Source organism: Microbacterium sp. NPDC080220, assembly GCF_040686395.1.
Taxonomy (GTDB): Bacteria; Actinomycetota; Actinomycetes; order Actinomycetales; family Microbacteriaceae; genus Microbacterium; species Microbacterium gawkjiense.
Genome location: NZ_JBFBOP010000007.1, coordinates 83,550 through 109,827, shown reverse-complemented (window position 1 = coordinate 109,827; position 26,278 = coordinate 83,550). Strand labels below are relative to the sequence as shown.

The window sequence follows — 26,278 nt, the reverse complement described above, 5'->3', positions numbered from 1 at the left end:
GCTCAGCGCGCGGCTTCGCGCCGGGCATCCCGTTCGGCGATCGCGGCGAGCCGGGCGTTGTACGCCTCGAGCTCCGCATCGCCGCTGCGGTCGGCCTGCCGGTCGTCGCGTCGCTGGCGTCGCTCGTCGGACCGGCTCCACTGCACGGCGACGACGATCGCGAGGATGAGCGTCGGGATCTCGCCGATCGACCACGCGATGCCGCCGCCCATGTACTGGTCGGCGAGCGGGTCGAGACCCCACGTCCGCCCCATCGAGCCGAACCACTCGGCGACGAACAGTCCCGACGACATCATGATCGCGATGCCGAAGAACGCGTGCATCGCCATGACGCCGATGAGGGTCAGCAGGCGGCCGGCGTGCGGCAGCCGGTAGGGCACGGGGTCGATGCCGACGAGCGAGAGGACGAAGAGGTAGCCGACCGTGAGGAAGTGCAGCACCATCCACTCGTGACCGAGGTGGTCGTACAGCGTCCAGCGGAAGATGTCGGTGTAGTAGAACGCCCAGAGCGACACGATGAACAGGGCCGCCGCCACGAGCGGATGCGTGATGATCTTCGCGTACGGGCTGTGCACGGCCCAGAGGATCCACTCGCGGCCGCCGCGCGTGCCGTCGTCGCGCTTGCGGATGGCGCGGGACGCGAGGGTCACGGGCGCACCGAAGACGAGGCATATCGGGATCGCCATCGACAGCAGCATGTGTCCGACCATGTGCATGCTGAAGAGGTAGTCCTGGTACGCGTTGACCGGTCCGCACGTCACGTACAGCAGGAGCAGGAGCCCGGTCACCCACAGGACGGTGCGGCCGATCGGCCAGCGGTCGCCGCGGCGGGCGAGCCGGCGCACCCCCGCGAGGTAGAAGAACAGGCCGAACCCGACGGCGAAGGCCCAGATGGGGTCGACGTCCCACATCGTCACGAAGCGCAGCGGGGTGAGCTCGGGCGGCAGCGGCGACCCGGTGAGCACCTCTGCGGGCGTCGCGTCGGTGGGGATCGTCGTATCGACCGGCGGCGGGGTGAGCGAGAGGGCGACCGCCGCGCCCGAGGCGATGCCCATGAAGAGCACCTCGACGGCGACGAGGGTCCAGAAGCGTGCGGCGACGGCGGTGTCGCGGATGCCGGCGATCAGCCGTCGGCGGTAGATCGCGCCGAGCACACCCAGCGCGAGCAGGGCACCGACCTTGACCATGACGAGCGCGCCGTACGGCGAGAAGACATTCGCGGGGCTGACGAGCCCGATGAGGGCGCGGGCGACACCCGAGAGGGTGACCACGATGAAGGCGGCGAGCGCGATGCTCGAGTAGCGCTGCAGGACGACGACCAGCTTGTCGCGCGACAGCACGGGTCGCAGCAGCACGATCAGCAGCAGACCGCCGAGCCACGCCGCTGCCGCGATGATGTGGAGCGAGAGCGAGGTGACGGCCGAGTTGTGGTTCGCCTCGCTGCCGATGTGGCCGGCGGTCGCCATGGGCACCATCGCGGCGATCGCGAGGATCGTCACCAGCAGGGTCGCCAGCCAGCCGCGGACGGCGAACGCGAGGACGGTCAGCGCCGCTGCCGCGACGGTGGTCATGAGCCAGGCGCGGCCGGGGTCGGTGTCGACGAGGAAGCGGCCGAGCTGCTCGCCGAACGCCGCATCCGCGCTCGGTCGTGCCGGGATCACCTTGAGGAAGGTGAGGTAGGCGGTCGTGCCCGCCGAGACGGTGAGGATCGCCGCGCCGGCGGAGGCGGCATCCAATGCCAGGTCGAACTCCTTCGACCCCGACGCGAACGCGAACACCGCGAGCACCAGCGAGCCGACGAGGAGCGCGGCCGAGAGGTTGACGACGAGCTCCGCCACCGGGAGACCCCAGCGGACGACTGGACCGGGGTCGCCGATCACGAGCGGCGCGGCGCCGCCGCCGTAGGCCAGGCCCAGGAGGAGCGCGACGAGACCCGCGCCCGCGAGGATCACCGGGCCGGAGAAGCGGAGAGCACGCGGGTTCACCCGTCAAGCCTACGCGCGGGCGGGTGGGGGAACGCCGAAGGGGGATGCCTCTCGGCATCCCCCTTCGTACGTCTGCAGCGTCTTACTTGACGGCAGCCTTCAGCTTCGAGCCGGCGCTGACCTTGACGCGCTTGCCAGCGGGGATGTTGATCTCGGCACCCGTCTGCGGGTTGCGGCCCGTGCGAGCCGAGGTCTCGACCTGCTCGAACGCGATCCAGCCCGGGATCGAGACCTTCTCGCCCTTGGCGACGGCCTCGGAGACGGACGAGAACAGGCCGTCGACGACGCGCGAGACGGTGGCCTGGCTCTCGCCGGTGGCGCTGGCGATGCTGGCGACGAGTTCGGTCTTGGTGATGGCCATGGTGCTCCTCCAGACGGCGGGTCGCCGTCTTCAGTTACTCGGACCGACGGGATTCCGCCGGTTGGTCGTTGCGACCGGTCCCGAATATACCCACGAACCCCGGAATTCCGCGGATCTTCGGTCACCTGGGCCGTAATCGACCGGCGTGTCGTGTGTCAGAAGGGGTTTTTGAGGCTGATGTTGCCGATTCGGGCGGATTCCGCGGATTTCCGCGGGAGGGGTTGCTTTTGCGCGCGGGTGTGCCGTCGGCATCCGTCGCCTGTCATCGGATTCGGAGAACGGCGCGGGATTCGGATGCGGCAGGCGACGGGCGAGCGGCAGCAACCGCGGAAAATCGGTGCGATCCGAGCGCCTGGGCGGGGTGACGGCTGGATGCGGGGCGAAACTCCGCGGTTGGTGTCGCGGCATCCGCGTCAGATGCGGCGCAGGGCGGCGACGACGTCGTCCTCCCAGCGGCGCGCGGCAGGCAGCGCGCCCACATAGAGAGGGGTGTCGTGCGTGACGCCGAGGTAGCGCGTCGCGCTGGCGTCGACCCCGGCGTCGCGGAGCTTCGCCGCGTACGTCGCGCCGTCGCGGCGGAGCGGGTCGTACTCCGCGGTGAGGATGACGGCGGGCGGCAGTCCCGCATGCGACGCCGCGCGCATCGGCGAGGCGTACTGCTCGCGCGCGCGGGACCGGTCGCCGAGGTAGGTGCGGGCGACCGAGCGCAGCTCGCGCAGCGCGATGAACGCCGGCACCCCGAGCGCGTACGTCGCGCGCAGGTCGATCCAGCGGCCGGTGAGGTCGGTGACGGGGACTTCGAGGATCTGCAGGGTCGCCTGTCGGGTCCCGCGGTCGCGGTTCATCAGAGTGAGGGATGCCGCGAGGCATCCCCCCGCTGAGGCACCGTTCAGGCCGATCCGGTCCGGATCGAGGCCGAGTTCGGCGGCGTGGGCGTGCAGCCACACCCACGCGGCGTGGACCTGCTCGACCTGCGTCGGGTAGCGGTGCTCGGGCGCGAGCGAGTAGCCGACCGCGACGAGCACGACGCCGGAACGGTCGGCGCGGCGGCGACACGAGGCATCCGCCGTCGGGTAATCGATGCCGCCGATGCGGAACGCACCGCCGCCGATCACGAGGCACGCCGGTGCCGGGGTCGGGGCCGAGGCGGGGCGGTAGACGCGGATGCGGACGTCGGGGTACCCATCGACCGGCACGGTGTGCTCGGTCGTCTCCATGTCGGGACCCGGGATGCCGGCGGTGCGCAGTTCCATGCGGTCCCAGTTGAGGGCGGCGCGGCGGTGCCGCTCGCGCGGCGTGAGCGGCTTCGCCTTCGTGGCTGACGCGGATGCCGCGGGTGCGGGCTTCGCCGGACGGAACCGCGCGGTCAGCTCGGTCCACGCCTTCTTCACGAGGTAGCGGCGGTGCGTGCTCAGTCGCTCGCGGAAGAACGGATCCAACGGCATGGGGCTCCCTCCGACCGTTCGAGCGTAGCCCCGGCCCGTCGGGCGCGGACTCGACCGCGGTGAGGGATGCCGCGAGGTGCGCCGACGCGTCGAGACCCGTCAGTCCTCGAGTCCCTCCAGCTCAGCGAGCGCCTGCCTCGCTCGGTGCAGCCGCTCGCTCTCCGGCTCGTCCCACCAGTAGGGACCTCGCTCGCCGAGCCCGTGCTTGGCCAGGTCGACGCGTCTGCGGGCGGCTGCCGTGGCATCCGGATCACCCTGAGCGCGGCGCACCCCTGATCTGCCGCGCCCGAGATGGGAGGTCAGCGCCGCCACGAGGTCCGCGGGCAGCGACGGGTCGGTGCGCCGCCATCGACGTCCCTTGATGACAAGCCATCGCTCGTCGTCAGAAGCTGCGTCATCCGCCATCGACAATCCGCCAAAGAGGGTTTCGGGACCGTTCAGCCCAGCCGGCGTTCGATGAGGATCGTGTCGCGCCAGGTGCCCGCCCAGGGGCCGTAGGTCATGTACGCGACGCGTTCGCGGTGGCCGATGCGGCGGAAACCGGCCCGCTCGTGCAGAGTGAGGCTGGCGGTGTTCTCGGGGAAGATGCTGGCTTGAACCGTCCAGATGCCGGCGGGTGCGGCCTCGCTCAGGAACGCGGCGAGGAGATCTCTCCCGACCCCGCGCCCGCGGGCGTCATGCGCGACGTACACGGAGTGTTCGACGACGCCTCGATAGACCTCTCGCGCCGAGACCCGGGACGCGGCGATCCAGCCGAGCACGGCGCCATCGGAGTCTGTCGCGACGAGCCTGCCGACAGGGAGCTTTCCTCGATCGAAGTCGCTCCACGACGGGGGCTCGCTCTCGAACGTGGCGTTTCCCGCGGCGATGCCTTCGCGGTAGATCGACTCCACCTGTAGCCAATCGTTCGCAGTCATGGCACGGATGGTCGCGTGGGTCATGGGCGAAGAGCCTGGGATGCCGCGTCGAGGGCGTCGGTCACGACCCGGTAGTAGGCCCAACGGCCGCGCTGCTCGCGGGTGGCCAATCCCGCGTCGACGAGCTGCTTCATGTGATGCGAGACGGTCGGCTGGGACAGACCCACCGGTTCGGTGAGGTCGCAGATGCAGGCCTCTCCATCGTCGGATGCGGCGATGAGCGAGAGCAGTCGCACACGGGTCGGGTCCCCGAGGGCTTTGAAGACCCGCGCGGTGCGCTCCGCATCCGCGACGGAGATCACACTGCCCGTGACCGTGCCGCAGCACACGGCCCCGTCCGTGGGTGCGAGAAGCGGGAGATGCGTGGGCATGGGGCCATCCTCCCACGTCGTATTGACATCTGTCGATGCGTTGGGCATTCTCGATCCATCGAGGTTCGTCGATGTGTATCGGAAGGTCCAGATGGAGAACGCATTGCCGGTGGTCGTGATCGGCGCAGGCCCGCAGGGGCTGGCGGCGGCCGCACACCTGGTCGAGCGGCGCCTGCCGGTCGTCGTGCTCGAAGCCGGCGCTTCACCGGCTGCCGCTGTCGCCGAGTGGGGGCACGTCCGGTTGTTCTCCGAGTGGCCCGAACTCATCGACGCGGCCGCAGCGCGCCTCCTGAGCACCACCGGATGGCAGGCACCGACCGCGGGGTACCCCACCGGACAGCAGTGGATCGAGACCTACCTCGCCCCCCTCGCAGCGGCCCTGGGCGATCGCATCCGCCTCGGCGCCCGCGTCACGGGCGTGTCCCGTCTCGGCCGGGATCGGCTCGTCGACGCGGGACGCGGGGATCAGCCGTTCACGGTTCACGTCGCTCCCGCGGAGGGGGAGGAGTATCGGCTGCAGGCTCGTGCCGTCATCGACGCATCGGGCACGTGGGCCACCCCGAACCCCGCCGGCGCTGACGGGCTCCCGGCGCTGGGAGAGACTGCCGCAGCGGATCTGCTCTCGTACCGCATCCCGGACTTCCGAGATCGAGCCGGGTTCGCCGGCACGCACACCGTCGTGATCGGTTCCGGCCACTCCGCTGTCACCGCTGTCCTCGCCCTTGCGCGCATGGCGCGGCGCGATCCGTCGACCACCGTGACGTGGGCGCTGCGACGAGCGACGGCCGGCAACACCTTCGGCGGGGGCGACGCCGACGAGCTGCCCGCTCGCGGGGCGCTCGGGAAGACGGCGAAGGAGTACGTCGACGCCGGTCTCGTCTCGCTCGTCACCGGGTTCCGCGTCGAGCGTGTCACTCGCGCGGGCGAGAGCGCCGTCCTGGTCGCTGAGGACGGCCGCACCCTCACTGCGGATCGGGTGGTCGTGCTGACCGGGTTCCGTCCCGATCTGTCATTCCTCTCCGAGCTGCGGCTGGAGCTGGACCCGACGCTGCAGGCACCCGTCCGGATAGCCGCCGAGATCGACCCCAACGTGCACTCCTGCGGGTCCGTCGCCGCGACCGGTGCCGCGGACCTCGCTCAGCCCGAACCCGACTTCTACCTCGTGGGAGCGAAGTCGTACGGGCGCGCCCCGACGTTCCTCGCACTGACCGGCTACGAGCAGGTGCGGAGCGTCGTGGCGGAGCTCGCCGGCGACCGCGAGGCCGCCCGCCGCGTCGAGCTGTCCCTGCCGGACACCGGTGTGTGCGGGGGTGCGGGACTGTTCGACGCAGCCGGCTCCTCGCTCGGTGGTGCATGTTGCGCCCCGCCCGCCGCGTTGCTGCAGGTCGGCCGGTCCCCGGCATCCGTCTGATCATGGATGCCGAACCGCGCCCGCCGTCATCGGTGCGGCCGCCGTTGATGCGCCGCCTGGCTGCCGAGTTCCTCGGGACCGGGATGCTGGTCACGGTCGTCGTCGGATCGGGGATCGCCGCGCAGCGACTGTCCCCGAACGATGTCGGCCTGCAACTGCTCGAGAACAGCCTCGTCACCGCCCTCGGCCTCGCCGTGCTGATCCTCCTGATCGGCCCCGTGTCGGGAGCCCATCTCAACCCCGCCGTCTCCCTCGCCGACTGGGTGCTGTCGCGTCGTCGTGCCGGCGGCCTCTCGTCGACCCACCTCAGCGCGTACGTCGCCGCTCAAATCACGGGCGGTGTCGCCGGCACCCTGCTGGCGAGCGTCATGTTCGACGTCGCCCCGACGCTCTCGACCACTCCTCGCGCGACCGCAGGGCAGCTGGTCGGGGAGGTGGTCGCCACTGCGGGACTGGTGCTGCTGGTGTTCGCTCTCGCGCGCACGACCACGGCCGCTGTGACCGCCGCGGCGGTCGGGGCCTACATCGGTGCTGCCTACTGGTTCACCAGCTCGACCTCGTTCGCGAACCCCGCCGTCACCGTCGCCCGGATCTTCACCGACACGTTCACCGGGATCGCCCCCGCCTCCGCGATGCCGTTCATCCTGGCGCAACTCGTCGGCGCCGCCGTCGGAGTCGCGCTCCTTCTCGTCCTCTACCCGACGGCCGATCGCACCGCCGCCCGCGCCGTCGTCCCCATCCGACCCGACACCACACCGCAGGAGCACTCATGACCGACACCACCAAGCCCGCCGTCCTCTTCGTCTGCGTCCATAACGCCGGCCGATCGCAGATGGCCGCCGGTTACCTCCGCGCAATCGCCGGGGACCGCATCGACGTGTTCTCCGCCGGCAGCGAGCCCGGCAACGCCATCAACCCGAACGCGGTCGCCGTCATGGCGGAGGAGGGCATCGACCTCACCGGCGCCGTGCCTCAGATCCTCACGACCGATGCCGTCCGCCAGGCCGATGTCGTGATCACCATGGGATGCGGCGATGCCTGCCCCATCTTCCCGGGCAAGCGCTACGAGGACTGGCAGCTCACCGACCCCGCCGGCCAGCCCATCGACGTGGTCCGCGAGGTCCGAGACGACATCCGAGGACGAGTCGAAGAGCTCGTCGCGAGTCTCGTCTGACCGCGACGCGGCGAGCGGATCCACCCCCCGGCGAACGACGAAGCCCCCGTCCGAGGACGGGGGCTTCGTGCGGATGCTGTTGCTTACCAGCTCGACTTGGTGACACCGGGCAGCTCGCCACGGTGCGCCATCTCGCGGAAGCGGACACGCGAGATGCCGAACTTCGACAGGTGGCCGCGGGGGCGTCCGTCGATGGCGTCGCGGTTGCGCAGGCGCACGGGCGACGCGTTGCGGGGAAGCTTCTGCAGGCCGACGCGGGCGGCCTCGCGGGCCTCGTCGGTCGCGTTCGGGTCGACGAGGGTCTTCTTCAGCTCGGCACGCTTCTCGGCGTAGCGAGCGACGACGACCTCACGCTGCTTGTTGCGCGCGATCTTGCTCTTCTTGGCCATGAGATCAGCGCTCCTCTCGGAATTCGACGTGCTTGCGGATCACCGGGTCGTACTTCTTCAGCACGATGCGGTCGGGGTTGTTGCGGCGGTTCTTGCGCGTCACGTAGGTGTACCCCGTGCCGGCGGTCGAGCGCAGCTTGATGATCGGACGGACGTCCTGAGCCTTCTTCGCCATTAGAGCTTCACACCCTTCGCGAGGAGGTCCTTCACGACCGACTCGATGCCGCGGGCGTCGATGACCTTGATGCCCTTAGCCGAGACGTTCAGCGTGATCTTGCGACCAAGCGAAGGAACGAAATAGGTCTTCTTCTGCACGTTCGGGTCGAAGCGGCGCTTCGTCCGGCGGTGCGAGTGCGAGATGTTGTGACCGAAGCCGGGAACTGCTCCAGTCACCTGGCACACTGCTGCCATGGTGATGTCTCCTTAGTACCGTGAAGCCGGACGGCCCCACCCAAGATCCCTTGTCTGCACCCCGCATCCGGACACGGCTCAAGAGCCGTCTTCTGGAGGTGGGATGCGAACTGCGTGCTGGAGTGCGCGCAGACGAAGGATCAGTCTAGCACGGCCGGGCGTGTCGCCTTGACTCAGGCCGACTCCGCCACCGCGACGACCGCCTCGGCGTACGTCACTTCGGGGTCGTCCATCAGCCGGGCGGTCACCGCGGCGTGCGCCCGCGTGTACGGACCACCGGTCGCCAGCGCCCAGTCCACCTGCGGCCGCGCCGGCTCGCCGATCGTCGCGAACGCCTCGCTCAGGCTCCGTCGGGTGTCATCCTCGCCGCGCGCGAACTGCGTCGCCAGCACATCGGCGAGAGCGGATGCCTCGGCTGCCGGCACGTGCCGCGCCGCGGTCCGCCACGCGGTGCGCGCGACCGTGTCGTCGGCATCCTTCAGCAGCTCGGTCGTGACCGCCGGCCACACCCGCGGTCCCCCGATCTTCGACATCGTGTGCAGCGCCTGCGCACGCACCTGCGCACCGCGCGAGCGCAGCTCGCCGATCAGCAGGTCGAGCACCTCGTCGGCGTCGTGACGGGTCAGCGCCCAGGTCAGCATCTCGCGGACCAGGAACTGCGGCTCGATGCGGCACTGCGCCACCAGCACCGGGATGTACTCCGACCGCGGGTGCGTGCCCGCCGTCATCGCGGCCTGCACGCGCGCCGACGGATCCAGCGACGCGAGGGCGGCCTCCAGCCGGGCGGCGGCGTCGATCGGAGCGTCGGTCATGGGGATCACCTCACGGAGTCGGGGGGATGCGGCATCCCACCCTGTCCCGAACACCCGGGCACCCGCGCGTGTTCCCGCGTCGCTTCGCGGACGACGCCGACGCCGGCCGTCGCGTCAGCGAGCGCTCTCGCGCAGGACGACGGCGCCGGCCCAGACGGTGAGGGCCAGGACGAGCACGACGAACGTCAGGAACACCGGGACCAGCGGAACGACCAGCATCCTCGCGACCCGCGCCGCCTAGCCGTCGCTCCGCGAGGAGATGGAGGCTCCCGAGGGCCGAGCCGCGGCATCCGCTCCTCGATAACCGTCATCTCCTCGGCAACCGTCACCGGTTCACCCGCCGGCGGCCTCGCGCGCACCGCGCCCCCAGCGGAACGCCGACACCGTCGGGTCGCCCGGGATCCAGAAGCGCCACGGGAACGCGTCCGTCCCGGCGACGCCCGCAACCCCGACGCGCGGTCCGGTCGCGATCTCGCGCAGCGGCTCTGCGCGCACGAAGAGCCGCGCCCGCGCGCCGGCCTGCTCCGCGCCGGTGACGGCGTCGATGCCGTCGTGGATCGGATGCCGCAGCCCCACCGCGTCGCCGAGCCTGCCCGGTCCGCGGGCCAGGTCGCGTGCGAGGCGCGCGGCGGGTCGACGGGCGTGCGCGGCATCCTGCCCCTCGACGACCTCGCCCGCGCGCAGCAGGATCCCGCCGGCGACGCCCTCGGGGCCGCACACGACGTTGACGCACGAATGGATGCCGTGGCTCAGGTACACGTACAGGTGGCCGGGCTCGCCCCACATCGTTGCATTGCGGGCGGTCGGTCCCATGCGCGCGTGCGAGCCCGGGTCGGCGAGCGCGCCGGTGCCGCGCCCGTGGTACGCCTCGACCTCGGTGATCCGCAGCGCGACGAGCCCGCCCGCCGTCGTCACCCGCAGCTCACCACCGAGCAGCGTCGGCGCGACGTCGGCCGGGAGCCCCTCCAGGGCCTCGCGGGTCGCGGGGACGAGGGCGCTCACAGCGCCGGGGCCTTGCGACACCAGGAGATGTCGAATCCGCGCAGCGCCACGACCTGCGTGCCGTCGAGCGTGTAGATCCGGGTCTCGAGCTTCGTGGGCAGCGGCAGCAGGTACCCGTCGTACGTGTCGGTGACGATGTCGGGCGCGACGACGAGGGCGGCGTACCGGCCGCTCGGCGACACGCACGTCTGCAGCAGCGCGTCGGTCGGCGCGACCTCGGCCACGGGAGTGGCGGCACCGTCGGCATCCACTCGTGTGACCGTCGTCGCGCGCGGCGTCATGCCGTCGAAGGGGGTGAGGGCGCGGAGCGTGGAGCCGTCGGCGAGCGCGGCCACCGACCCGGTCTGGCCGAGGTCGGCGGGCGTCGGCGGCAACGGCTTCTCGTCCGCGGTGGTCAGGTCCACCACGGCGGGGCCATCGACGCGCTCGATGAAGGCGGTCGTTCCGGCGAGGTCGTCGATGCCGATCGCGTTGCCGAGCTCGACGGGCGCCCCGCCGGAGGGCGAGACGAGGCTGAGCGCGCCGTCGAAGGTGAGCATGAGGATGCTGTCGGTGCCGGGCACGAACCGCCAGTCCTCGACGCGCGGGTCGGCGCCCGACACCGCGATATCGGCGGGCTTCGCGGTCGGGTCGGCCGTCGACCCCGTGAAGAGCAGACTCTCGCGTCCGCCGGATGCCGAGAGGTCGGCATCCGTGTACGTGTACCCGATCGTGTTGCCGCGCTCGGCGCTCTGCAGGTTGGTGACGATCCCGGTGCCGGGCAGGGTCAGCTCCTGCGGATGCGACCCGTCGGCGCGCGTGACGACGAGGTGCGAGGCGTCGTCCTCGAGGGTCGAGACGACGAGGTGCCCCGCGGTCGAGCGGAAGTCCTCGATGTGGTCGGCCTCGATCACCGGGGTCGCGTCGCCGGCGAGGTCGACGCGGTAGATCTTGTCGCCGCCCTCGCTGCGCTGCAGGACGAAGGCGTGCAGCTTCGGGGTCGTGAACGACTCCTCGATCGTCGAGGTCGGTCCGCCGCCGACACCCGCGAGCCCGTCGATCCGGATCGTGTAGGTCGTCTCGTCCCACAGCGGGTCGGTGAAGCGGATGCCGACGCTGCGCCCCGAGGTGTCGACGGAGAAGGATGCCGCCGGCGTGACGGTGACCTGGGCGGCATCCACCTCCTGCAGCGACTGCGTCGTCTCGAAGATGAACCGCGACCCCGCCGACGAGACCGCGGCGGTCGCATCGGACTGCACCGAGGTCACCCGCGGCCCCTGCAGCGTCGTCACGACCCCGGCGGCGACGGCGACGACGCCGAGCACGATCACGACGGCGACGACGCGCAGCGAGAACCCGCGGGCCAGACGACGACGGCACTGGGCCCGGCGGCCGTCAGAACTCATACGGGTCCTCGGGCTCGTCGACGGGGGTGACGGATGCCGCATCCACCCGCAACTGCCCGTCCACGTCTCGGATCGTCCCCGTCACGGTGACCCACTGGCCATTGCTCGGGATGTCGTCCGCCGACACCGGCAGGCTCGCCGGCTGGGCGTCGATGACGCAGTGCGTGATGATCAGGCGCGTCAGGTCGAAGCCATCGTCGCCGGGCGCGGCGAAACCGGTGAGCGAGATCTCGGTGCCGTCGAACACCTCGGGATCGGTCGCGGTCGCGAACACGCTCGCCCAGTCGCCGATGCCGAACGACGCGGTGTCGCCCGTGATCGCGAGCGCGACGGTGTCGGCGCCCTGGAACAGCGGAGCAGCGCCGGTGTCGCGCGACGCGGCGAGCTCGGCCGAGAGCGTCGCCGGCGGGACGACCAGCATCGTGCCCGCGAAGCCGAGCGCGAGCACCCCGCCCGAGGCGGTCGCCACGGTGCCCGCGAGCCGGCGGGGCGAGCGCGGGGCGTGCTGGTCGTGGTCGTCGCCGTGCGAGGGGTGTGGGGCCCCGGCATCCGTCTCGGATTCGGATATGTGCACCGGATTCGGATGCGTGGCGGGGCTCTGGTCCGAATCCGCGGACGATCTCCGAATCCGATGCACGGCTGCGTGCGCCGGTTCGTCGCCGTGGTCGTGGCCGTGATCCTCGGCAGCGCCGAGCGGCAGCAGGAAGCTGAGCACGACGCCCACCAGCACGAGCACCGCCATCGACACGGCGAACCACGACGACTCGGGGTTGATGTAGAGCCCGAGCCGACCGGTGACCGCGAGGGCGATCGTCAGGGCGGCGACGGATGCCACGGCGCCGACGCCCAGCATCCGGAACCAGACCGTGTCACGCAAGGAGGTTCACCACCCCTCCGATCGCGGCGGCCGCGAGGACGACGGCGATCACCAGCACGCCGAGGACACGGGTGCGGAAGGTCGTCCGCAGGAGGGCGAGCATCTTGACGTCGACGAGGGGCCCGACGAGCAGGAACGCGACGATCGCGCCCGGGGTGAACGTCGAGGCGAACGACAGCGCGAAGAACGAGTCGACGTTCGAGCAGATCGACACGATCATCGCGAGCAGGATCATCGCCGCGATCGACAGCGCGGGGTTCGATCCGATCGACAGCAGCACGTCGCGCGGCACGACGACCTGCACGGCTCCGGCGACCGCCGATCCGATGATGAGCGCCGGCATGACCGCGCGCAGCTCGACGACGAACTGGGCGAGGCTGCGCCGCCCCCGGTCGCCCGTCACGCCCTGCTCGGCGAGGCACGCGTCGCGGAAGCGGTCGGTGACGAGGGCGTCCTGATCGGGATGCCGGCTGTACAGCCACCCGATGACGTTCGCGATGAGGTAGCCGCCGAGCAGGCGGGCGACCAGGATGCCGTCGTCGAACCCGAATGCCTGGTGGGTCGTGATGATCACGATCGGGTTGACGATCGGCGCCGCGACCAGGAAGGTCAGCGTCTCGGCGACCGAGAAGCCGCGCATCATGAGCCCGCGCGCGAAGGGCACATTGCCGCACTCGCACACCGGGATGAGCATGCCGAGCAGGGAGAGGACGGCGCGACGACCCCAGGGGTTGCGCGGCATCCACCGTTCGATGACACCCGGCGGCACCCACACCTGCACGACGATCGAGAGGATCACGCCGAGCACGACGAACGGCAGCGACTCGATGAGCACGCTGAGGGCGAGCGTCAGCCCGTCCTGCGCGCGGGTCGGGAGTTCGGGCGACGGGCTCCACAGCGCCACCCCGATCAGCGCGAGGACGGCGAGGAACCCGACCCCCAGCCAGAGCGCGCCGCGACCGGCCGACCCTGCGGGGGAGGTCGACGTCGAACGCGGCTCCGCGGGGCGGACCTCAGTCCGCACGGGCCCCGGATGCCGCTGTGCGGGCGCAGTCCGCGCACGTGCCGAAGATGTCGACGACGTGCTCGGCGTCGGTGAACCCGTTCGCCGCGGCGATGCGCTTTGCCCACGTCTCGACCTCGTCGGCCTGGATCTCGACGGCCTTGCCGCAGACACGGCAGATGAGGTGGTGGTGGTGTCCCGTGCTGGCGCACGCGCGGTAGATCGCCTCGCCGTCAGGCGACTGCAGCTGGTCGGCTTCGCCGCTCGCGGCGAGGGTGGCCAGGGCGCGGTAGACGGTCGCGAGCCCGATGCCGGTGTTCTCGTCGCGCAGGGCGGCGTGCAGGTCCTGGGCGCTCACGAATCCGGGGGCGTCGGACAGCGCCGAACGCACGCGCTCGCGCTGCCAGGTGTTGCGCTGGGCCATGGCCGGATTCTACGCCCGCGTGCTGGCGACGGCCTGGGCGCCGCGGGCGGCATCCGTCCGCTGCACCCGCCCCCGACGATCGCCGACGACGCGGCAGACGAGGTAGATGAGGAACGAGATCGTCGTGATGTAGGGGCTGACGGGGAGGGTCCCCGCGACGGCGAGCAGGATGCCGCCGACCGCCGAGACCACGCCGAAGAGGGCGGCCAGCAGCGGCACGGCGACGGGACCGTGCGCGATGCGGGCGGCGGCCGCGGCGGGCGTCACGAGCAGGGCGAGGACGAGCAGCGCGCCGATGATGTGCACGGCGACGGCGACGGCGAGACCGAGCAGCAGCATGAAGGCGAGCGAGATCAGCCCCGTCGGGACGCCGCGGGCGGCCGCCGACTGCGGGTCGAGCGAGTCGAAGCGCAGCGGTCGCCAGATGAGCAGCAGCGCGACGAGCACGACGGCGGAGATGACGATCAGCCACGTGAGCTGATCGGACTGCACCGAGACGATCTGTCCGGTCAGCAGACTGAACCGGTTGGCGCTGCGCCCGTTGTAGAGGGCGAGGAAGAGGATGCCGAGGCCCAGGCCGAACGGCATGAGCACCCCGATGATCGAGTTGCGGTCGCGGGCGCGGGCGCCGAGCCACCCGATGAGGGCGGCGGCGACAATCGAGCCGACGATCGACCCGGTGACGACGTCGGCTCCGATCAGCAGCGCGGCGGCCGCCCCCGCGAACGACAGCTCGCTGATGCCGTGCACGGCGAACGCCATGTCGCGCTGCAGTACGAACACCCCGATGAGGCCGCCGACGAGGCCGAGGATCGCCCCGGCCCACACCGAGTTCTGCACGAGCGCGAGGATCTCGCCGTAGACCGGCGCGCCGCCGAACATGGCGTTCGCGATGTCGTCCCAGTTCATGCGTGGTCCTCGTGATGGTGGTGGGATGCCTCGGCGTCGGGCGCGCCGACCACGACCAGACGGTCGCCGGCGCGCAGCACGAAGACGGGCGCGCCGTAGAGGTCGGTGAGCACCGGCGAGGTGAGGACGTCCTTCGGCTTCCCGAGCGTGAAGCGGCCGTTCGCGATGTAGAGGATGCGATCGACCTTGCCGAGCAGCGGGTTGATGTCGTGGGTGACGAGCAGGACCGCAGCCCCGCTGCGGCGGTGCCGGTCGATGAGCCCGACGACGGCCTGCTGGTTGGCGAGGTCGAGGCTCGTCAGAGGTTCGTCGCACAGGAGCAGCCGCGGGTCGTCGGCGAGGGCCTGCCCGACCCGCAGGCGCTGCTGTTCACCGCCGGAGAGGATGCCGACGGGCCGGTCGGCGAACTCCGTCGCGCCGACGGCGGCGATCAGTTCGTCGACCCGCTCGCGGTCCTTGCGGCGCGGGATCGGCGGACCGAAGCGGTTCCCGTTGACCCCGAGCGCGACGAGGTCGCGCCCGCGCAGTGCCGTGTCGCGCGGCAACGGCCGGGTCTGCGGCAGGTACCCGATGCCCCGGTTGCCGGCGCGGTGGACGCGCTTGCCGCCCACCTCGACCGTGCCCTCGCTCAGGTCCTCGAGGCCGAGGATCGCGCGGAGCAGAGTCGTCTTGCCCGAGCCGCTGGGGCCGAGCACGGCGATCAGCTCGCCCGGCTGCACGTCGAGATCGAGGCCGCTCCAGAGCTCCCGCCCGCCGCGGCGGAGCGCGGCGCCCCGGATGCGGAGGGGGATGTCGTCGGGGCGGGTCACCGAGTCAGGCTACCGGCCAGCTCGTCGATGTTCTGCTGCATCCACTCGAGGTAGGTCAGCCCGTCGGGCAGGAGCTCGGTGAACTTCAGCACCGGGATGTCGGCCTTCGTCGCGAGGCCCTCCACCTCGCTCGTCTCCGCGCCGCCGGTCTGGGCGTTGACGATGACGGTGCGGACCTCGCCCGAGCCGAGGATCTTCGTCGCCTCGAGCATGGTCGCGGGCGGGACGTCCTGGCCCTCTTCGACGGCTTCGCTGAACGCCTCGGGGGTCGCGTTCTCGAGCCCGGCCGCGGCCGTGAGGTACAGCGGGACCGGCTCGGTCACGAAGATCTTCTCGCCCGCGTGGTCGGCCTTGATCTTCTCGACAGAGGTCTCGAGGCCGGCGATGCGGTCGATGAGCTTCTTCGCGTTCGCCTCGAAGGTGTCGGCCTTGGCGGCATCCAGGTCACCCAGTTCGTGGGCGATGTCCTCGACGACGTGCTCCATCGTGTGCGGGTCGTACCAGACGTGCTCGTTGAAGCCTTCGATGTGGTCGTGGCCCGCGTGGTCGTCGCCCTCGACGTGGTCATCCTCCTCGGCGTGAGAGTCGCCCTCGGCGTGCGCGTCGTCGGAGTGCCCCTCGTTGCCGGGGTAGTCGTGCGAGTACTCGACGGCGGTGATGACGGGGGCAGTGGTGCCGCTCGCGTCGATCAGCGCGTCGACGAACGCGTCGTAGCCGCCGCCGTTCTCGATGACGAGGTCGGCCTGCGACACGGTGAGCTGGTCCCGCGCCGAGGCCTCGTACGAGTGCGGGTCCTGCGAGAGCGAATTGACGATCGAGGTGACCTCGACATCGTCGCCGCCGACGGCCTGGGCCAGCGAGCCGTAGACGTTCGTCGACGCGACGACCTTCAGCCGGTCGTCACCGCCGCCCGCTGCCGGGCTCGTCGCGGTGGCACAGCCCGCGAGCACGAGGACCGATCCGACGGAGAGGGCGAGCAGTGCGGGCACACGAGAGGTCATGCCGCGAGTCTACGCGGTGTTGATAATCGTTCTCAACTCGTCGAGCTGCTTCCCCGGCTCCTACTTGAGGGGGTCATGACCCCAGTTCATCAGCGAGAAGCGCCAGTCCGTGTCCTCGACATCACCCTTCCTCGGCGCATGACCACGGGCTTGCGCAAGAGCCCCGAAACGGTTTTCGCCGCCTGTTACTGTCATCGGACCGGGGGCACCCGCATCCCCCGGCGCGCCACCACTCTGGAGAGTTCGAGCATGACCGAGCAGCTGACCTTCATCGTCTACGCGAGCCGTGCGGCCGAGCCCTTCGATCACGACGACCTCGTCGACCTCCTGAGCCAGAGCCGCGTGAACAACTCCCGCGACGGCATCACGGGGATGCTGGTCTACCGCGACCCCGACTTCGTCCAGATCCTCGAAGGACCGGATGCCGCCGTCCGTGCACTCCTCGAGCGCATCGGGCGCGATCCCCGACACACCGACGTCCGCGTGCTGCTCGAGGAGCAGACGACCGAGCGCAAGTACGCGGCATGGTCCATGGGCTACGAGCCGACGGCCCCCGGTGACGGATCGGACGGCGCGGTCGACGCCCTCCGGACCGCCGACGACGATGCGACGACCCGCGAGTCGGCGGACGCCCTCGGCGGATGGTTCCACGGCAGGGCGGGCGGCTCGACCGGCTGACCGGCTCCGGTCGGCCGCGGGTGAGCGACACGTACGCCAGGCCCGACAGGTTGACGATCGTCGGTGTGGACGTCGCCCATCAGTCGAGCAGGAGCGCCGGCTCCTCGAGCACCGAGGCGACGTCGGCGATGAAGCGGCTGATGCCGTCGCCGTCGATGACGCGATGGTCGAACGAGCCCGACACCGTCGTCACGAACCGCGGACGCACCTCGCCGTCGACGACCCACGGCTTCTGCCGGATCGTGCCCATGGCGATGATGCCGGACTCCCCCGGATTGATGATCGGGGTCCCGGCATCCATCCCGAAGACACCGATGTTCGTGATCGTGAACGTGCCGCCCTGCTGATCGGCGGGCGTCGTCTTGCCGTCGCGCGCCGTCACCGTGAGCTTCTCGAGCGCCCTCGCGAGGCCGCGCATGTTGAGGTCCTGCGCGTCCTTGATGTTGGGGACGAGCAGGCCGCGCGGCGTCGCCGCCGCGATGCCGAGGTTCACGTAGTGGCGCACGCGGATCTCGGCGCCGTTCTCGGTCTCGACCCACGCGGCGTTGATCATCGGCGTGCGGCGCAGCGCCCAGATGACGGCGCGCGAGAAGATCAGCAGCGGCGAGATCTTCACGTCGGCGAAGTCGGGCGAGGCCTTCAGCCGCTTGACGAGCTCCATCGTGCGGGTCGCGTCGACGTCGGTCCAGACCGACACGTGCGGCGCGGTGTACGCGCTCGAGGTCATCGCGTTGGCGGTCGCCTTGCGCACGCCCTTGACGGTGATGGCCTCTTCGCGGGCGTCCGCCGGCGGCGCCGACGGGGCGGGGACGGATGCCGCGGGTGCCGCGACGGGAATCGACAGCTCGCGCTCCTCGGGCAGCTCCGGCGTCGCGATGTTGCGGAACACCGACGCCTGCTCGGCGTGACGGACGACGTCCTCGCGGGTCACCTCGCCGGCGGCGCCGCTCGGCGTCACGTCCGACAGGTCGACACCCAGATCGCGGGCGAGCTTGCGGATCGGCGGCTTCGCGACGACGCCGACCGCCTTCGTCACCGGCTTCTCGGCCGGCTTGCGGCGGCGCGACTTCACCTCGCCCCCGGTGCCGTAGCCGACGAGCACCGAGCCACCGGGCTCCTCGGAGGGCTTCTCGCCGTGCTCGGAACGGCCGATGTCGGCATCCGGCTGTCCCTCGCCACCGGCGATCGTGATGATCGCGGCGCCGACCTCGACCGTCGCGCCCTCGGCGGCGAGGATGTCGCCCACCGTGCCACTGAACGGCGACGGCAGCTCGACGAGCGACTTCGCCGTCTCGATCTCGACGAGAACGTCGTTCACGTCGACCGTGTCGCCCGGCGCGACGCGCCACTGCACGATCTCGGCCTCGGTGAGGCCTTCGCCGACGTCCGGCAGGTGGAAGGTCTGCGTGCTCATGTCATCTCCATCCCCGCGAGACTGCAGACGCGCGCCGAGACTGCGGGCTGACGCCGCAGTCTCGATGCACACGTGCAGTCTCGCGGACGTGCGGGGGTCGCGGGTAGGGGGGCCATAGCGGGCGTCAGTAGGCGAGGGCGCGGTCGACGGCCTCGAGGATGCGGTCCGCGTCGGGGAGGTACTGGCCCTCCAGCTTGGCGGGCGGGAACGGCACGTCGAAGCCCGACACCCGCAGGACGGGGGCCTCGAGCGCGTAGAACGCCTTCTCCATGACGGTCGCCGCCACCTCGGAGCCCACCGAGACGTTGCCGGGGGCCTCTTGCGCGTAGACCATGCGCCCCGTGCGGCGCACCGACTCGAGGATCGGCTCGTAGTCGATCGGCGACAGCGAGCGCACGTCGATGACCTCGCACGAGGTGCCCTCGCCCTCGGCGAGCGCGGCCGCCTGCAGGAGGGTCGTCACCATCGCGCCGTGACCGACGAGCGTGACGTCGGTGCCGCGGCGGACGACGCGGGAGGCGTGGAGCGGGAGCGCCCGCTCCGCGACATCCACCTCGCCCTTCATCCAGTACTTCGCCTTCGGCTCGAGGAAGATGACCGGGTCGGGCGAGGCGATCGCGTCCTGGATCATCCAGTAGGCGTCGTTCGGCGTCGAGGGCGACACGACCCGCAGACCCGGGGTGTGCGCGAAGTACGCCTCGGGGCTCTCCTGGTGGTGCTCGACGGCGCCGATGTGCCCGCCGTAGGGGATGCGGATGACGAGGGGGAAGTGCGCGTGCCCCTCGTGACGGTTCGCGAGCTTCGCGAGCTGCGACGTGATCTGGTCGAACGCGGGGAAGACGAACCCGTCGAACTGGATCTCGATGACGGGACGGAACCCCGCCATCGCCAGGCCGATCGCCGTGCCGACGATGCCGGACTCCGCGAGCGGCGTGTCGAGCACGCGCTGCGGTCCGAACTCGGCGTGCAGGCCCTCGGTCACGCGGAAGACGCCGCCGAGCGGCCCGATGTCCTCGCCCATGAGCAGGACGTGGTCGTCCGCGGTCATCGCCGCGCGGAGGCCGGCGTTCAGCGCCTTCGCGAACGGCAGGGTCTGGATGTCGCTCACGCGTTCCCCTCCTCGAAGGATGCCTCGTACTCGGCCAGCCAGCGCTGCTGCTCCTGCACGAGCGGGTGGGCGTCGCCGTAGACGTGGTCGAACATGACGCCGGTGGGGATGTCGCCCAGGGCGTTGGTGCGCACGCGCACGTCGTCGGCGTAGGCGGCGGCTGCGGCATCCACCTCGTCGAAGAAGGATGCCGAGGCGCCCCGGTTCTGCAGGAAGGCCCGCATGCGCGCGATCGGGTCGCGGCGCAGCCACGACTGCTCCTCGTCGCTCGTGCGGTACTTGGTCGGGTCGTCGCTGGTCGTGTGGGCGCCCATGCGGTAGGTCAGCGCCTCGATCGCGCGGGGGCCGCCGCCGGCGCGCGCCTCGTCGAGGGCGACCTTGCTGACCGCGTAGCTCGCGAGGACGTCGTTGCCGTCGACGCGGACGGCGGGGATGCCGTAGCCGTCGCCGCGGCGGGCGAGCGGGACGCGCGACTGCGTCGAGACGGGGACCGAGATCGCCCAGTGGTTGTTCTGCAGGAAGAAGACCTGCGGCGTCCGGTAGCTCGCGGCGAACACCATCGCCTCGTGGACGTCGCCCTGGCTCGAGGCGCCGTCGCCGTAGTAGACGATGACCGCCTCGTCCTTCTCGGGGTCGCCCGTGCCGGTGCGGCCGTCGAAGACGAGGCCCATGCCGAGTCCCGTCGCGTGCAGGGTCTGCGCGCCGAGGACGAGCGTATAGATGTGCGTGTTCTGGTGTTCGGCCGGGTTCCAGCCGCCGTGGGTGAGCCCGCGCATCAGCCGGATGATGTCGATCGGGTCGACGCCGCGCGTCGTGACGACGACGTGCTCCCGGTAGGACGGGAAGACATGGTCGTGCGCGCGGGTCGCCCTCGCCGAGCCGACCTGCGCCGCCTCCTGCCCGAGGGACGGCGGCCACAACGCGAGCTGGCCCTGACGCTGCAGGTTGGTCGCCTGCCGGTCGAAGGCGCGCACCACGACCATGTCGCGGTAGAACGTCTCGAGCTCGGTGTCGGTGAGGGCATCGATCAGCGGCAGATAGCGCTCAGCAGCGTCGGAGGGGTCGTACGAACCGTCGGCGGCGAGGACGCGGACGACGTCGGATGCTTCGGCCGGAGCCTCGAACGAGGGGGTCACCCTCCCACGCTAGACCCCGACGCATGAGCGGTTCTGCATGAGGTCGACAACGGATGCCGCGATTCGCCGTTCCCTCGGGACAAGCCGGCCGCGTGCGGCCCGGCATCCGCCGCCATCCGCACTCGCCTGTCGCGAAGTGCGGAGCCCGGCGGCGTGTTGCGACAGGGGAAGGGCCGGTGGGGGACGGGACGGGACGGCTTCAGCCGTGCTTCAGCGTGCGCACGCCACACTGGGCGCATGCGTGTTCTGGTGGTCGACGACGAGGTGCGCCCGGCGGACGGCGTGCGCCGCGGGCTCGAGGCCGAGGGGTTCGCCGTCGACGTCGCGCACAACGGCGTCGACGGGCTGTAGCGCGCCCGCGAAACGAGCTACGACGCGATCGAGGGCGCTCAGGCAGGAGCGCTCAGTCGGCGTGCTCCGGCGGCCAGACCACGGCGAACCGCTCGAAGACGATCTCGTCGTCCTCGGACCACTCCGCGCCGCGGGCGGCGGCGACCCGCGTGAAGTAGCGGCGGTGCTCGCGCTGCCAGCTCTCCAGGGAGCGGTCGTCCTCGCCCTCGTCGAACGCGAAGGCCGCGTCGGCGCTCGCGAACGCGCCGACGCGCAGTTCGGTGCTGCGGATGATGATGCGCGGCGCGCCGGTGCCGTCGCACGCGATCCAGTGCGAACCGATCCGCGGCAGCTGGTCGCCGTGCTCGAAGAACTCCGCGACCAGTTCGGAGGTCGCCCGCTTCGGACCGTTCAGCACGGCGTCGAGGAGCTGGTCCGCGAGCCGCGGGCTGTCGCCGAAGTGCTCGACCGTGTAGTCCGGTCCTGCCGCCGCGGCAGCGGGATGGGCGGCGCGGTAGTCGGCCCACATCCGGTCGGCGGCGTCACGATCGAGGGGGAAGGCGGCGGAGGAGAGGCTCTCGGACATCCCTCGATCCTGGCATCCCGGCATCCTGAAGACCGCTTCAGGTCGCTTCAGGTGGGCTTCAGTGCCCGCTCGGCACTCTGGGTGCATGAGCGAGAACACCACCACCCCCGACCCGTCCACCCCCACCCAGCCGTACACGCCCGCCGCCGAGCCGGCGGCGGCGAAGCCGGCGAAGCGGCGCGGCCGCACCGCGCTGATCGCCGGTGGCGCAGCGCTCGGCGCACTCGTGCTCGTCGGCGGCGGCGTCGCGATCGGCTCCGCACTCGACGACGACCGACTGGACGGCGTGGCCGTCAGCCAGCAGGGCGAGGCCGACGGCACGCAGGACCCCGCCGCCGGAACGCAGGGCGAGGCCGACGGCACGCGCGTCGACGACACCGACGATGACGCGTCCGACGTCGTCGACAGCGCGGCGACGACCGCGTCCGGCGAGTTCGGTGCGTCCGACGCCGCAGCGCTCGACGGCATCGCGAAGGCTGCGCAGGGCGTCGCCGACGGCGAGCCGACCGCGATCGACGGGAACCGCGACGGCAGCTGGGACGTCACCCTCACGGGCGCGGACGGGTCCGAGACCGAGGTCCTCGTCGGCGCGGACGGCCAGGCGGTCGTGCGCGAGACGGAAGGACCCGACGCCGACGACCGCGCGCCGCAGAACGTGCTCGACACCGCCACGCTGCAGGCCATGGTCGACGCTGCCCTCGCGGAGCAGCCCGGGCGCATCATCGACATCGACGCCGACGACGACAACCGTTCCCCGTTCGACGTGTCGATCCTCACGGGCGACCGTCAGATCGTGGAGGTCACCCTCGACGCGTCCGGCACGGTGCTGAAGACCGAACTCGACGACTGAGCGGATGCCGCCCCGCGGCACCCGTGACAGGGCGCAGACCTTCCGGGATTCCGCGCCCTGTCGTGCGTTCGCGAGGAGATCTCGGTTCCAGAGGAGGCATCCGCTCGAACCGGTCCTCGGAAACCTCCATCTCCTCGCGAACGCGACAGGGGCGCGAGTCTCAGGCGGCCGGGATCACCCCGCACGTCGAGGCCGTCGCGCAGCGCGGCCGAGACACCCTCGAGCGCGCCGGTCGTGTAGTCGATGCGCCGACTGTCGTCGGCCGTCGCCATGCCGTTCTCGGTGACGATCATGGGGATGCCGCCGGTCACCTCGTGGGTGTGGCGCAGCGCGTGGCCGAGGGCCTCGGGGTAGTACTCCCAGCCGGTGAGGGTGCGCTCGACATCGTCGGGGAAGGGCACCGGACCGTCGGTGCCGATGATCGTCCGCAGGTAGACACGGTGTCGGCCGTCGGTGCCACCATGCTCACGTGCCCGATGCCCTGCCCTCGCGCTGCCGCCTCTGCGGCGGCGCGGTCGGCGAGCGCCGTGACGACGCCTGGTACTGCACGCGCTGCGGGTGGCGGCTGGGCGACGCCCCCGACCCCGACATCCCGCCGCCGCGGATCGACGTCGTCTACTACCTGCGGTACCGCGACCGCGTGAAGATCGGCACGTCGGCGACGCCACGGCGCCGGTTGGCCGCGATCATGCATGACGAGCTGCTGGCCTTCGAACCGGGCGACCGCGTTCTGGAGCAGCAACGGCACCGCGAGTTCGCCGAGCTTCGCGAGGGCGGCGAATGGTTCACGCTCACCGGGGTGCTCGCGGCGCACATCGAAGCCGTGCGAGAGCGCATAGGCGACCCGTGGGCGGCCTACGACCGCTGGCTCGGCGACGCGTTCCGACGCCGATCCTCGTAGGCGGCCAAAAGTTCTACCACACGACGCTTGTCCCCCGAAAGGGGGACAAGAACGTCGCCCAGCATGAATAGATTCTCACGTGCTGTAGGACCACCATTTTGGGGCGCTGGTTTGCCCGCACTCGGATTGGTCTCTGGGGGATAAGGCGTTTCCGCATGCGGGCCCGCTACAGCACCACGACCCGGCTGGGGTCCGGGGGAAACCCCCCTCCAGCCGGGTCCTACTCCTTCCGCTCGGGCGGACGCACGCGTATCGTCGCGGGCAACCCAGCCCCGGATCGTCCGCGCGGAATCGCGTCTCCCCTGTCATGGCGACGCGTCCGGGAGCCCCGGCCGTCGAGCCGACCTCCCCCCGCGGTTCGTTCGGGCCCGGGGGCCCTCCTGCAGCGTCAGGCGCGGACCGCGGCGGCGATGCGCGCGACGACGGCATCGACGTCGGCGGCGGCACCACCGGCATCCGCGTCGTAGAGGAACTCGGTCCGCCCGCGACGCACCCCGCAGTAGTCGAGGATGCCGGTTTCGATCTGGGTCGCGAAGGCGCGGTCGTACCCGCGCCGCTCGTAGAGCGCGGCATCCGAGCCCGCGACGGGCACCAGGTGCACCGTGAGCCTGCCGAGTCCGGGACGGATGCCGCCGCCCTCGCCGACACCGAAGGCCCACCCGTTCGCGAACACCCGATCGATCCAGCCCTTGAGGAGGGCGGGCATCGACCACCAGAACACCGGGAAGACGAGCACGAGATGGTCGGCGCGGTCGATGCGGGCCATCTCGGCGGCGACGTCCGCGGGGTACTCCCCTGCCACGGCGTACGCGTGCCGATCGGCGAGCGTGAAGCGGGGGTCGAAGCCCTCAGCCGTGAGATCGGCGATCTCGACCTCGCCCGCCGGCAGAGCGTCGGCGAGGCGGTCGGCGACGTGGTGCGTGAAGGACTGACCCGGGCGCGAGGCGCCCCACACCTGAGGAACGAAAAGGTTCCGATGAGAAAGCGCAGGCCACGCCGTTTGTGACAGGCGAGCGCGGATCAACTGCCACCCGTATCGGTTTTCGTCGCGCGCGCAAGGGCGGGCAGGACCGACGCGCACCGGCGTACCCTCGAACCTCATGAGCACTACCGGGACCATTCCTGCGGACGCCTTCTCGTTGAAAAGCCCGTACGGGCGACGCGCCATCGGACTGTCCGTGGCCGCCGCGGTCGGCGGCTTCCTCTTCGGATTCGACTCGTCCGTCATCAACGGCGCGGTCGACTCCATCGAGTCGAACTTCGACCTGAACAGCGTCCTCACCGGCTTCGTCGTCGCCGTCGCCCTGCTCGGCTGCGCCGTCGGCGCGGTGCTCGCGGGCGGCCTCTCCGACCGCTGGGGCCGCCTGAAGACGATGATGCTCGGCGCCGTCATGTTCCTGGTGTCGTCCATCGGATCGGGCCTGACCTTCAGCGTCCCCGACCTGATCGTCTGGCGTGTGATCGGCGGCATCGGCATCGGCATCGCCTCGGTCGTCGCCCCCGCCTACATCGCCGAGATCGCGCCGCGGCAGATCCGCGGCAGCCTCGCTTCACTGCAGCAGCTCGCGATCACGCTCGGTATCTTCGCCGCGCTCCTCTCCGACGCCGTCCTCGCGAACACCGCCGGCGGCGCGTCGGAGCAGCTGTGGCTCGGCCTCGAGGCGTGGCGCTGGATGTTCCTCGTCGGCATCGTCCCGGCCGCGGTCTACGGCATCCTCGCCTTCACCATGCCCGAGTCGCCCCGCTATCTGCTCGCGAAGGGACGCAACGACGAGGCCCGCGAGATCTTCGCGCGACTCGTGCCCGAAGCCGACCTCGACAAGTCCGTCAACGAGATCCGGGGCGCCATCGACGAGGACCGCAAGACCAAGGGCGCCTCGCTTCGCGGCCCGGTCCTCGGCCTGCAGGGCATCGTCTGGGTCGGCATCATCCTGTCGACGTTCCAGCAGTTCGTCGGCATCAACGTGATCTTCTACTACTCGACCACCCTCTGGAAGGCGGTCGGCTTCGACGAGAGCAACTCGCTGCTCATCAGCGTGATCACCTCGGTCACCAACGTCGTCGTGACCCTCATCGCGATCTGGCTCGTCGACCGTGTCGGCCGCAAGCCGATCCTGCTGACCGGTTCGGTGCTCATGACCCTGTCGCTCGCGACCATGGCGCTCGCGTTCGCCTTCGCGGTCACCGTCGACGGCGAGGTCTCGCTGCCCGGCGCGTGGGGGCCGGTCGCGCTCATCGCGGCGAACCTGTTCGTCGTCGGATTCGGCGCCTCGTGGGGCCCGCTCGTGTGGGTGCTGCTCGGCGAGATCTTCCCCAGCCGCATCCGCGGCAAAGCGCTCGGCGTCGCCGCCGGCGCGCAGTGGATCGCGAACTTCCTCATCACGGTGTCGTTCCCCGCGATGTCGACCTGGTCGCTGCCCCTCACCTACGGCATGTACGCGCTGTTCGCGGCGCTGTCGTTCGTCTACGTCGCCTGGCGCGTGCCCGAGACGAAGGGCATGGAGCTCGAACAGACCGAGACGCTGTTCGTCCGCAAGGCGAAGGGCTGACCCCCGCGCTCGCCTGTCACGAAGCGCGGCGGTGCGCGGC

At 71.0% G+C, this 26,278-nt stretch carries 31 protein-coding genes and 1 pseudogene; 8 read left to right on the top strand and 24 right to left on the bottom strand.

Annotation, left to right across the window (positions count from 1 at the left end):
* Nucleotides 1-2: 2 nt before the first annotated feature.
* The 6 genes from AB0P29_RS11905 to AB0P29_RS11880 all read right to left on the bottom strand — a co-directional run bounded on the left by AB0P29_RS11905 (nucleotide 3) and on the right by AB0P29_RS11880 (nucleotide 5,079).
* A complete protein-coding gene (locus tag AB0P29_RS11905; RefSeq protein WP_363379987.1) occupies nucleotides 3-1,985 on the bottom strand; it encodes a cytochrome c oxidase assembly protein in 1,983 nt (660 codons plus the stop codon).
* 82 nt (nucleotides 1,986-2,067) lie between these two features.
* Nucleotides 2,068-2,346, bottom strand: a complete 279-nt coding sequence (locus AB0P29_RS11900; RefSeq protein ID WP_064002669.1) for an HU family DNA-binding protein — start codon at nucleotides 2,344-2,346, stop codon at nucleotides 2,068-2,070.
* 413 nt (nucleotides 2,347-2,759) lie between these two features.
* Nucleotides 2,760-3,791, bottom strand: a complete 1,032-nt coding sequence (locus AB0P29_RS11895; protein ID WP_359918593.1) for an alpha/beta hydrolase — start codon at nucleotides 3,789-3,791, stop codon at nucleotides 2,760-2,762.
* A gap of 99 nt (nucleotides 3,792-3,890) precedes the next feature.
* The gene (locus tag AB0P29_RS11890) at nucleotides 3,891-4,196 is read right to left on the bottom strand and encodes a biopolymer transporter Tol (protein ID WP_253035963.1); all 306 of its coding nucleotides are present in this window, start codon (nucleotides 4,194-4,196) and stop codon (nucleotides 3,891-3,893) included.
* Between the two features lie 32 nt (nucleotides 4,197-4,228).
* Nucleotides 4,229-4,732 carry an N-acetyltransferase family protein gene (locus AB0P29_RS11885; RefSeq protein ID WP_363379982.1) on the bottom strand — a complete coding sequence of 168 codons (504 nt, stop codon included), beginning with the start codon at nucleotides 4,730-4,732 and terminating at the stop codon, nucleotides 4,229-4,231.
* A complete protein-coding gene (locus AB0P29_RS11880; RefSeq protein WP_231872752.1) occupies nucleotides 4,729-5,079 on the bottom strand; it encodes a metalloregulator ArsR/SmtB family transcription factor in 351 nt (116 codons plus the stop codon). The genes AB0P29_RS11885 and AB0P29_RS11880 overlap by 4 nt, the downstream gene beginning before the upstream one ends.
* Before the next feature lie 91 nt (nucleotides 5,080-5,170).
* Here AB0P29_RS11880 and AB0P29_RS11875 point away from each other — a divergent pair, with 91 nt between their 5' ends.
* From AB0P29_RS11875 to AB0P29_RS11865, 3 genes are read left to right on the top strand one after another with little or no spacing between them, the layout of a single operon-like run.
* Entirely contained in the window at nucleotides 5,171-6,490 is a 1,320-nt protein-coding gene (locus AB0P29_RS11875) for an NAD(P)-binding domain-containing protein (RefSeq protein ID WP_363379979.1), read from the top strand.
* Nucleotides 6,491-6,492: 2 nt separating this feature from the next.
* Nucleotides 6,493-7,263 (top strand): MIP/aquaporin family protein, encoded by a 771-nt coding sequence (locus tag AB0P29_RS11870; protein ID WP_363379976.1) that lies wholly within the window; start codon nucleotides 6,493-6,495, stop codon nucleotides 7,261-7,263.
* Nucleotides 7,260-7,664, top strand: a complete 405-nt coding sequence (locus tag AB0P29_RS11865) for an arsenate reductase ArsC (protein WP_359918585.1) — start codon at nucleotides 7,260-7,262, stop codon at nucleotides 7,662-7,664. The genes AB0P29_RS11870 and AB0P29_RS11865 overlap by 4 nt, the downstream gene beginning before the upstream one ends.
* 83 nt (nucleotides 7,665-7,747) lie before the next feature.
* Here AB0P29_RS11865 and rpsN read toward each other — a convergent pair whose 3' ends face one another.
* From rpsN to AB0P29_RS11805, 12 genes are all read right to left on the bottom strand, one after another.
* The gene (gene rpsN / locus AB0P29_RS11860) at nucleotides 7,748-8,053 is read right to left on the bottom strand and encodes a 30S ribosomal protein S14 (protein WP_064002676.1); all 306 of its coding nucleotides are present in this window, start codon (nucleotides 8,051-8,053) and stop codon (nucleotides 7,748-7,750) included.
* Nucleotides 8,054-8,057: 4 nt separating this feature from the next.
* The gene (gene rpmG / locus AB0P29_RS11855) at nucleotides 8,058-8,228 is read right to left on the bottom strand and encodes a 50S ribosomal protein L33 (RefSeq protein ID WP_005051772.1); all 171 of its coding nucleotides are present in this window, start codon (nucleotides 8,226-8,228) and stop codon (nucleotides 8,058-8,060) included.
* Nucleotides 8,228-8,464: a 50S ribosomal protein L28 gene (rpmB, locus tag AB0P29_RS11850; protein ID WP_018187658.1), complete on the bottom strand. Its 237-nt coding sequence runs from the start codon at nucleotides 8,462-8,464 to the stop codon at nucleotides 8,228-8,230. Before rpmB ends, rpmG begins: the two co-directional genes overlap by 1 nt.
* Nucleotides 8,465-8,637: 173 nt before the next feature.
* Nucleotides 8,638-9,276 carry a HEAT repeat domain-containing protein gene (locus tag AB0P29_RS11845; protein WP_064002677.1) on the bottom strand — a complete coding sequence of 213 codons (639 nt, stop codon included), beginning with the start codon at nucleotides 9,274-9,276 and terminating at the stop codon, nucleotides 8,638-8,640.
* Nucleotides 9,277-9,609: 333 nt separating this feature from the next.
* Nucleotides 9,610-10,278, bottom strand: a complete 669-nt coding sequence (locus AB0P29_RS11840; RefSeq protein WP_363379972.1) for a DNA-3-methyladenine glycosylase — start codon at nucleotides 10,276-10,278, stop codon at nucleotides 9,610-9,612.
* Complete coding sequence (locus AB0P29_RS11835; RefSeq protein WP_363379969.1) at nucleotides 10,275-11,663, bottom strand: hypothetical protein; 1,389 nt, start codon at nucleotides 11,661-11,663, stop codon at nucleotides 10,275-10,277. The genes AB0P29_RS11840 and AB0P29_RS11835 overlap by 4 nt, the downstream gene beginning before the upstream one ends.
* Nucleotides 11,653-12,540: a DUF1980 domain-containing protein gene (locus AB0P29_RS11830; RefSeq protein WP_363379966.1), complete on the bottom strand. Its 888-nt coding sequence runs from the start codon at nucleotides 12,538-12,540 to the stop codon at nucleotides 11,653-11,655. Before AB0P29_RS11830 ends, AB0P29_RS11835 begins: the two co-directional genes overlap by 11 nt.
* Nucleotides 12,533-13,564, bottom strand: a complete 1,032-nt coding sequence (locus tag AB0P29_RS11825) for a permease (RefSeq protein WP_363379963.1) — start codon at nucleotides 13,562-13,564, stop codon at nucleotides 12,533-12,535. Before AB0P29_RS11825 ends, AB0P29_RS11830 begins: the two co-directional genes overlap by 8 nt.
* Complete coding sequence (locus AB0P29_RS11820) at nucleotides 13,554-13,967, bottom strand: transcriptional repressor (protein WP_064002682.1); 414 nt, start codon at nucleotides 13,965-13,967, stop codon at nucleotides 13,554-13,556. Before AB0P29_RS11820 ends, AB0P29_RS11825 begins: the two co-directional genes overlap by 11 nt.
* Nucleotides 13,968-13,976: 9 nt before the next feature.
* Nucleotides 13,977-14,876: a metal ABC transporter permease gene (locus tag AB0P29_RS11815; protein WP_363379960.1), complete on the bottom strand. Its 900-nt coding sequence runs from the start codon at nucleotides 14,874-14,876 to the stop codon at nucleotides 13,977-13,979.
* A complete protein-coding gene (locus tag AB0P29_RS11810) occupies nucleotides 14,873-15,685 on the bottom strand; it encodes a metal ABC transporter ATP-binding protein (RefSeq protein WP_363379957.1) in 813 nt (270 codons plus the stop codon). Before AB0P29_RS11810 ends, AB0P29_RS11815 begins: the two co-directional genes overlap by 4 nt.
* Complete coding sequence (locus tag AB0P29_RS11805; RefSeq protein WP_363379954.1) at nucleotides 15,682-16,686, bottom strand: zinc ABC transporter substrate-binding protein; 1,005 nt, start codon at nucleotides 16,684-16,686, stop codon at nucleotides 15,682-15,684. Before AB0P29_RS11805 ends, AB0P29_RS11810 begins: the two co-directional genes overlap by 4 nt.
* A gap of 249 nt (nucleotides 16,687-16,935) precedes the next feature.
* On the opposite strand from AB0P29_RS11805, the gene AB0P29_RS11800 reads away from it, so the two are divergent.
* The gene (locus AB0P29_RS11800; protein WP_363379952.1) at nucleotides 16,936-17,364 is read left to right on the top strand and encodes a BLUF domain-containing protein; all 429 of its coding nucleotides are present in this window, start codon (nucleotides 16,936-16,938) and stop codon (nucleotides 17,362-17,364) included.
* A gap of 79 nt (nucleotides 17,365-17,443) precedes the next feature.
* On the opposite strand, the gene AB0P29_RS11795 is transcribed toward AB0P29_RS11800, so the two are convergent.
* From AB0P29_RS11795 to AB0P29_RS11785, 3 genes are all read right to left on the bottom strand, one after another.
* Nucleotides 17,444-18,778: a dihydrolipoamide acetyltransferase family protein gene (locus AB0P29_RS11795; protein WP_363379951.1), complete on the bottom strand. Its 1,335-nt coding sequence runs from the start codon at nucleotides 18,776-18,778 to the stop codon at nucleotides 17,444-17,446.
* Nucleotides 18,779-18,902: 124 nt separating this feature from the next.
* Nucleotides 18,903-19,886 carry an alpha-ketoacid dehydrogenase subunit beta gene (locus AB0P29_RS11790; protein ID WP_311286403.1) on the bottom strand — a complete coding sequence of 328 codons (984 nt, stop codon included), beginning with the start codon at nucleotides 19,884-19,886 and terminating at the stop codon, nucleotides 18,903-18,905.
* On the bottom strand, nucleotides 19,883-21,022 hold the full coding sequence (locus AB0P29_RS11785) for a thiamine pyrophosphate-dependent dehydrogenase E1 component subunit alpha (protein WP_311286404.1): 1,140 nt from the start codon (nucleotides 21,020-21,022) through the stop codon (nucleotides 19,883-19,885). Before AB0P29_RS11785 ends, AB0P29_RS11790 begins: the two co-directional genes overlap by 4 nt.
* A 237-nt stretch (nucleotides 21,023-21,259) precedes the next feature.
* On the opposite strand from AB0P29_RS11785, the pseudogene AB0P29_RS11780 reads away from it, so the two are divergent.
* Nucleotides 21,260-21,370: pseudogene (locus tag AB0P29_RS11780) on the top strand (response regulator transcription factor); the annotation flags it as partial.
* Between the two features lie 55 nt (nucleotides 21,371-21,425).
* On the opposite strand, the gene AB0P29_RS11775 reads toward AB0P29_RS11780, so the two are convergent.
* Nucleotides 21,426-21,938 (bottom strand): ASCH domain-containing protein, encoded by a 513-nt coding sequence (locus tag AB0P29_RS11775; protein WP_363379948.1) that lies wholly within the window; start codon nucleotides 21,936-21,938, stop codon nucleotides 21,426-21,428.
* Nucleotides 21,939-22,023: 85 nt separating this feature from the next.
* Here AB0P29_RS11775 and AB0P29_RS11770 point away from each other — a divergent pair, with 85 nt between their 5' ends.
* Nucleotides 22,024-22,788: a hypothetical protein gene (locus AB0P29_RS11770; protein ID WP_363379946.1), complete on the top strand. Its 765-nt coding sequence runs from the start codon at nucleotides 22,024-22,026 to the stop codon at nucleotides 22,786-22,788.
* Here the strand turns inward: AB0P29_RS11770 and AB0P29_RS11765 are convergent.
* The gene (locus AB0P29_RS11765; protein WP_363379944.1) at nucleotides 22,725-23,189 is read right to left on the bottom strand and encodes a family 1 glycosylhydrolase; all 465 of its coding nucleotides are present in this window, start codon (nucleotides 23,187-23,189) and stop codon (nucleotides 22,725-22,727) included. The genes AB0P29_RS11770 and AB0P29_RS11765 overlap by 64 nt on opposite strands.
* 68 nt (nucleotides 23,190-23,257) lie before the next feature.
* Here AB0P29_RS11765 and AB0P29_RS11760 point away from each other — a divergent pair, with 68 nt between their 5' ends.
* Nucleotides 23,258-23,689, top strand: coding sequence for a GIY-YIG nuclease family protein (locus AB0P29_RS11760; protein ID WP_253034688.1), 432 nt, complete (start codon nucleotides 23,258-23,260; stop codon nucleotides 23,687-23,689).
* Nucleotides 23,690-24,077: 388 nt separating this feature from the next.
* Here the strand turns inward: AB0P29_RS11760 and AB0P29_RS11755 are convergent, their stop codons facing one another.
* Entirely contained in the window at nucleotides 24,078-24,644 is a 567-nt protein-coding gene (locus tag AB0P29_RS11755) for an NAD(P)H-dependent oxidoreductase (RefSeq protein ID WP_363379942.1), read from the bottom strand.
* A gap of 145 nt (nucleotides 24,645-24,789) precedes the next feature.
* Between AB0P29_RS11755 and AB0P29_RS11750 the strand changes: the two genes are divergently transcribed.
* Nucleotides 24,790-26,238, top strand: coding sequence for a sugar porter family MFS transporter (locus AB0P29_RS11750; protein WP_363379940.1), 1,449 nt, complete (start codon nucleotides 24,790-24,792; stop codon nucleotides 26,236-26,238).
* Nucleotides 26,239-26,278: the final 40 nt, after the last annotated feature.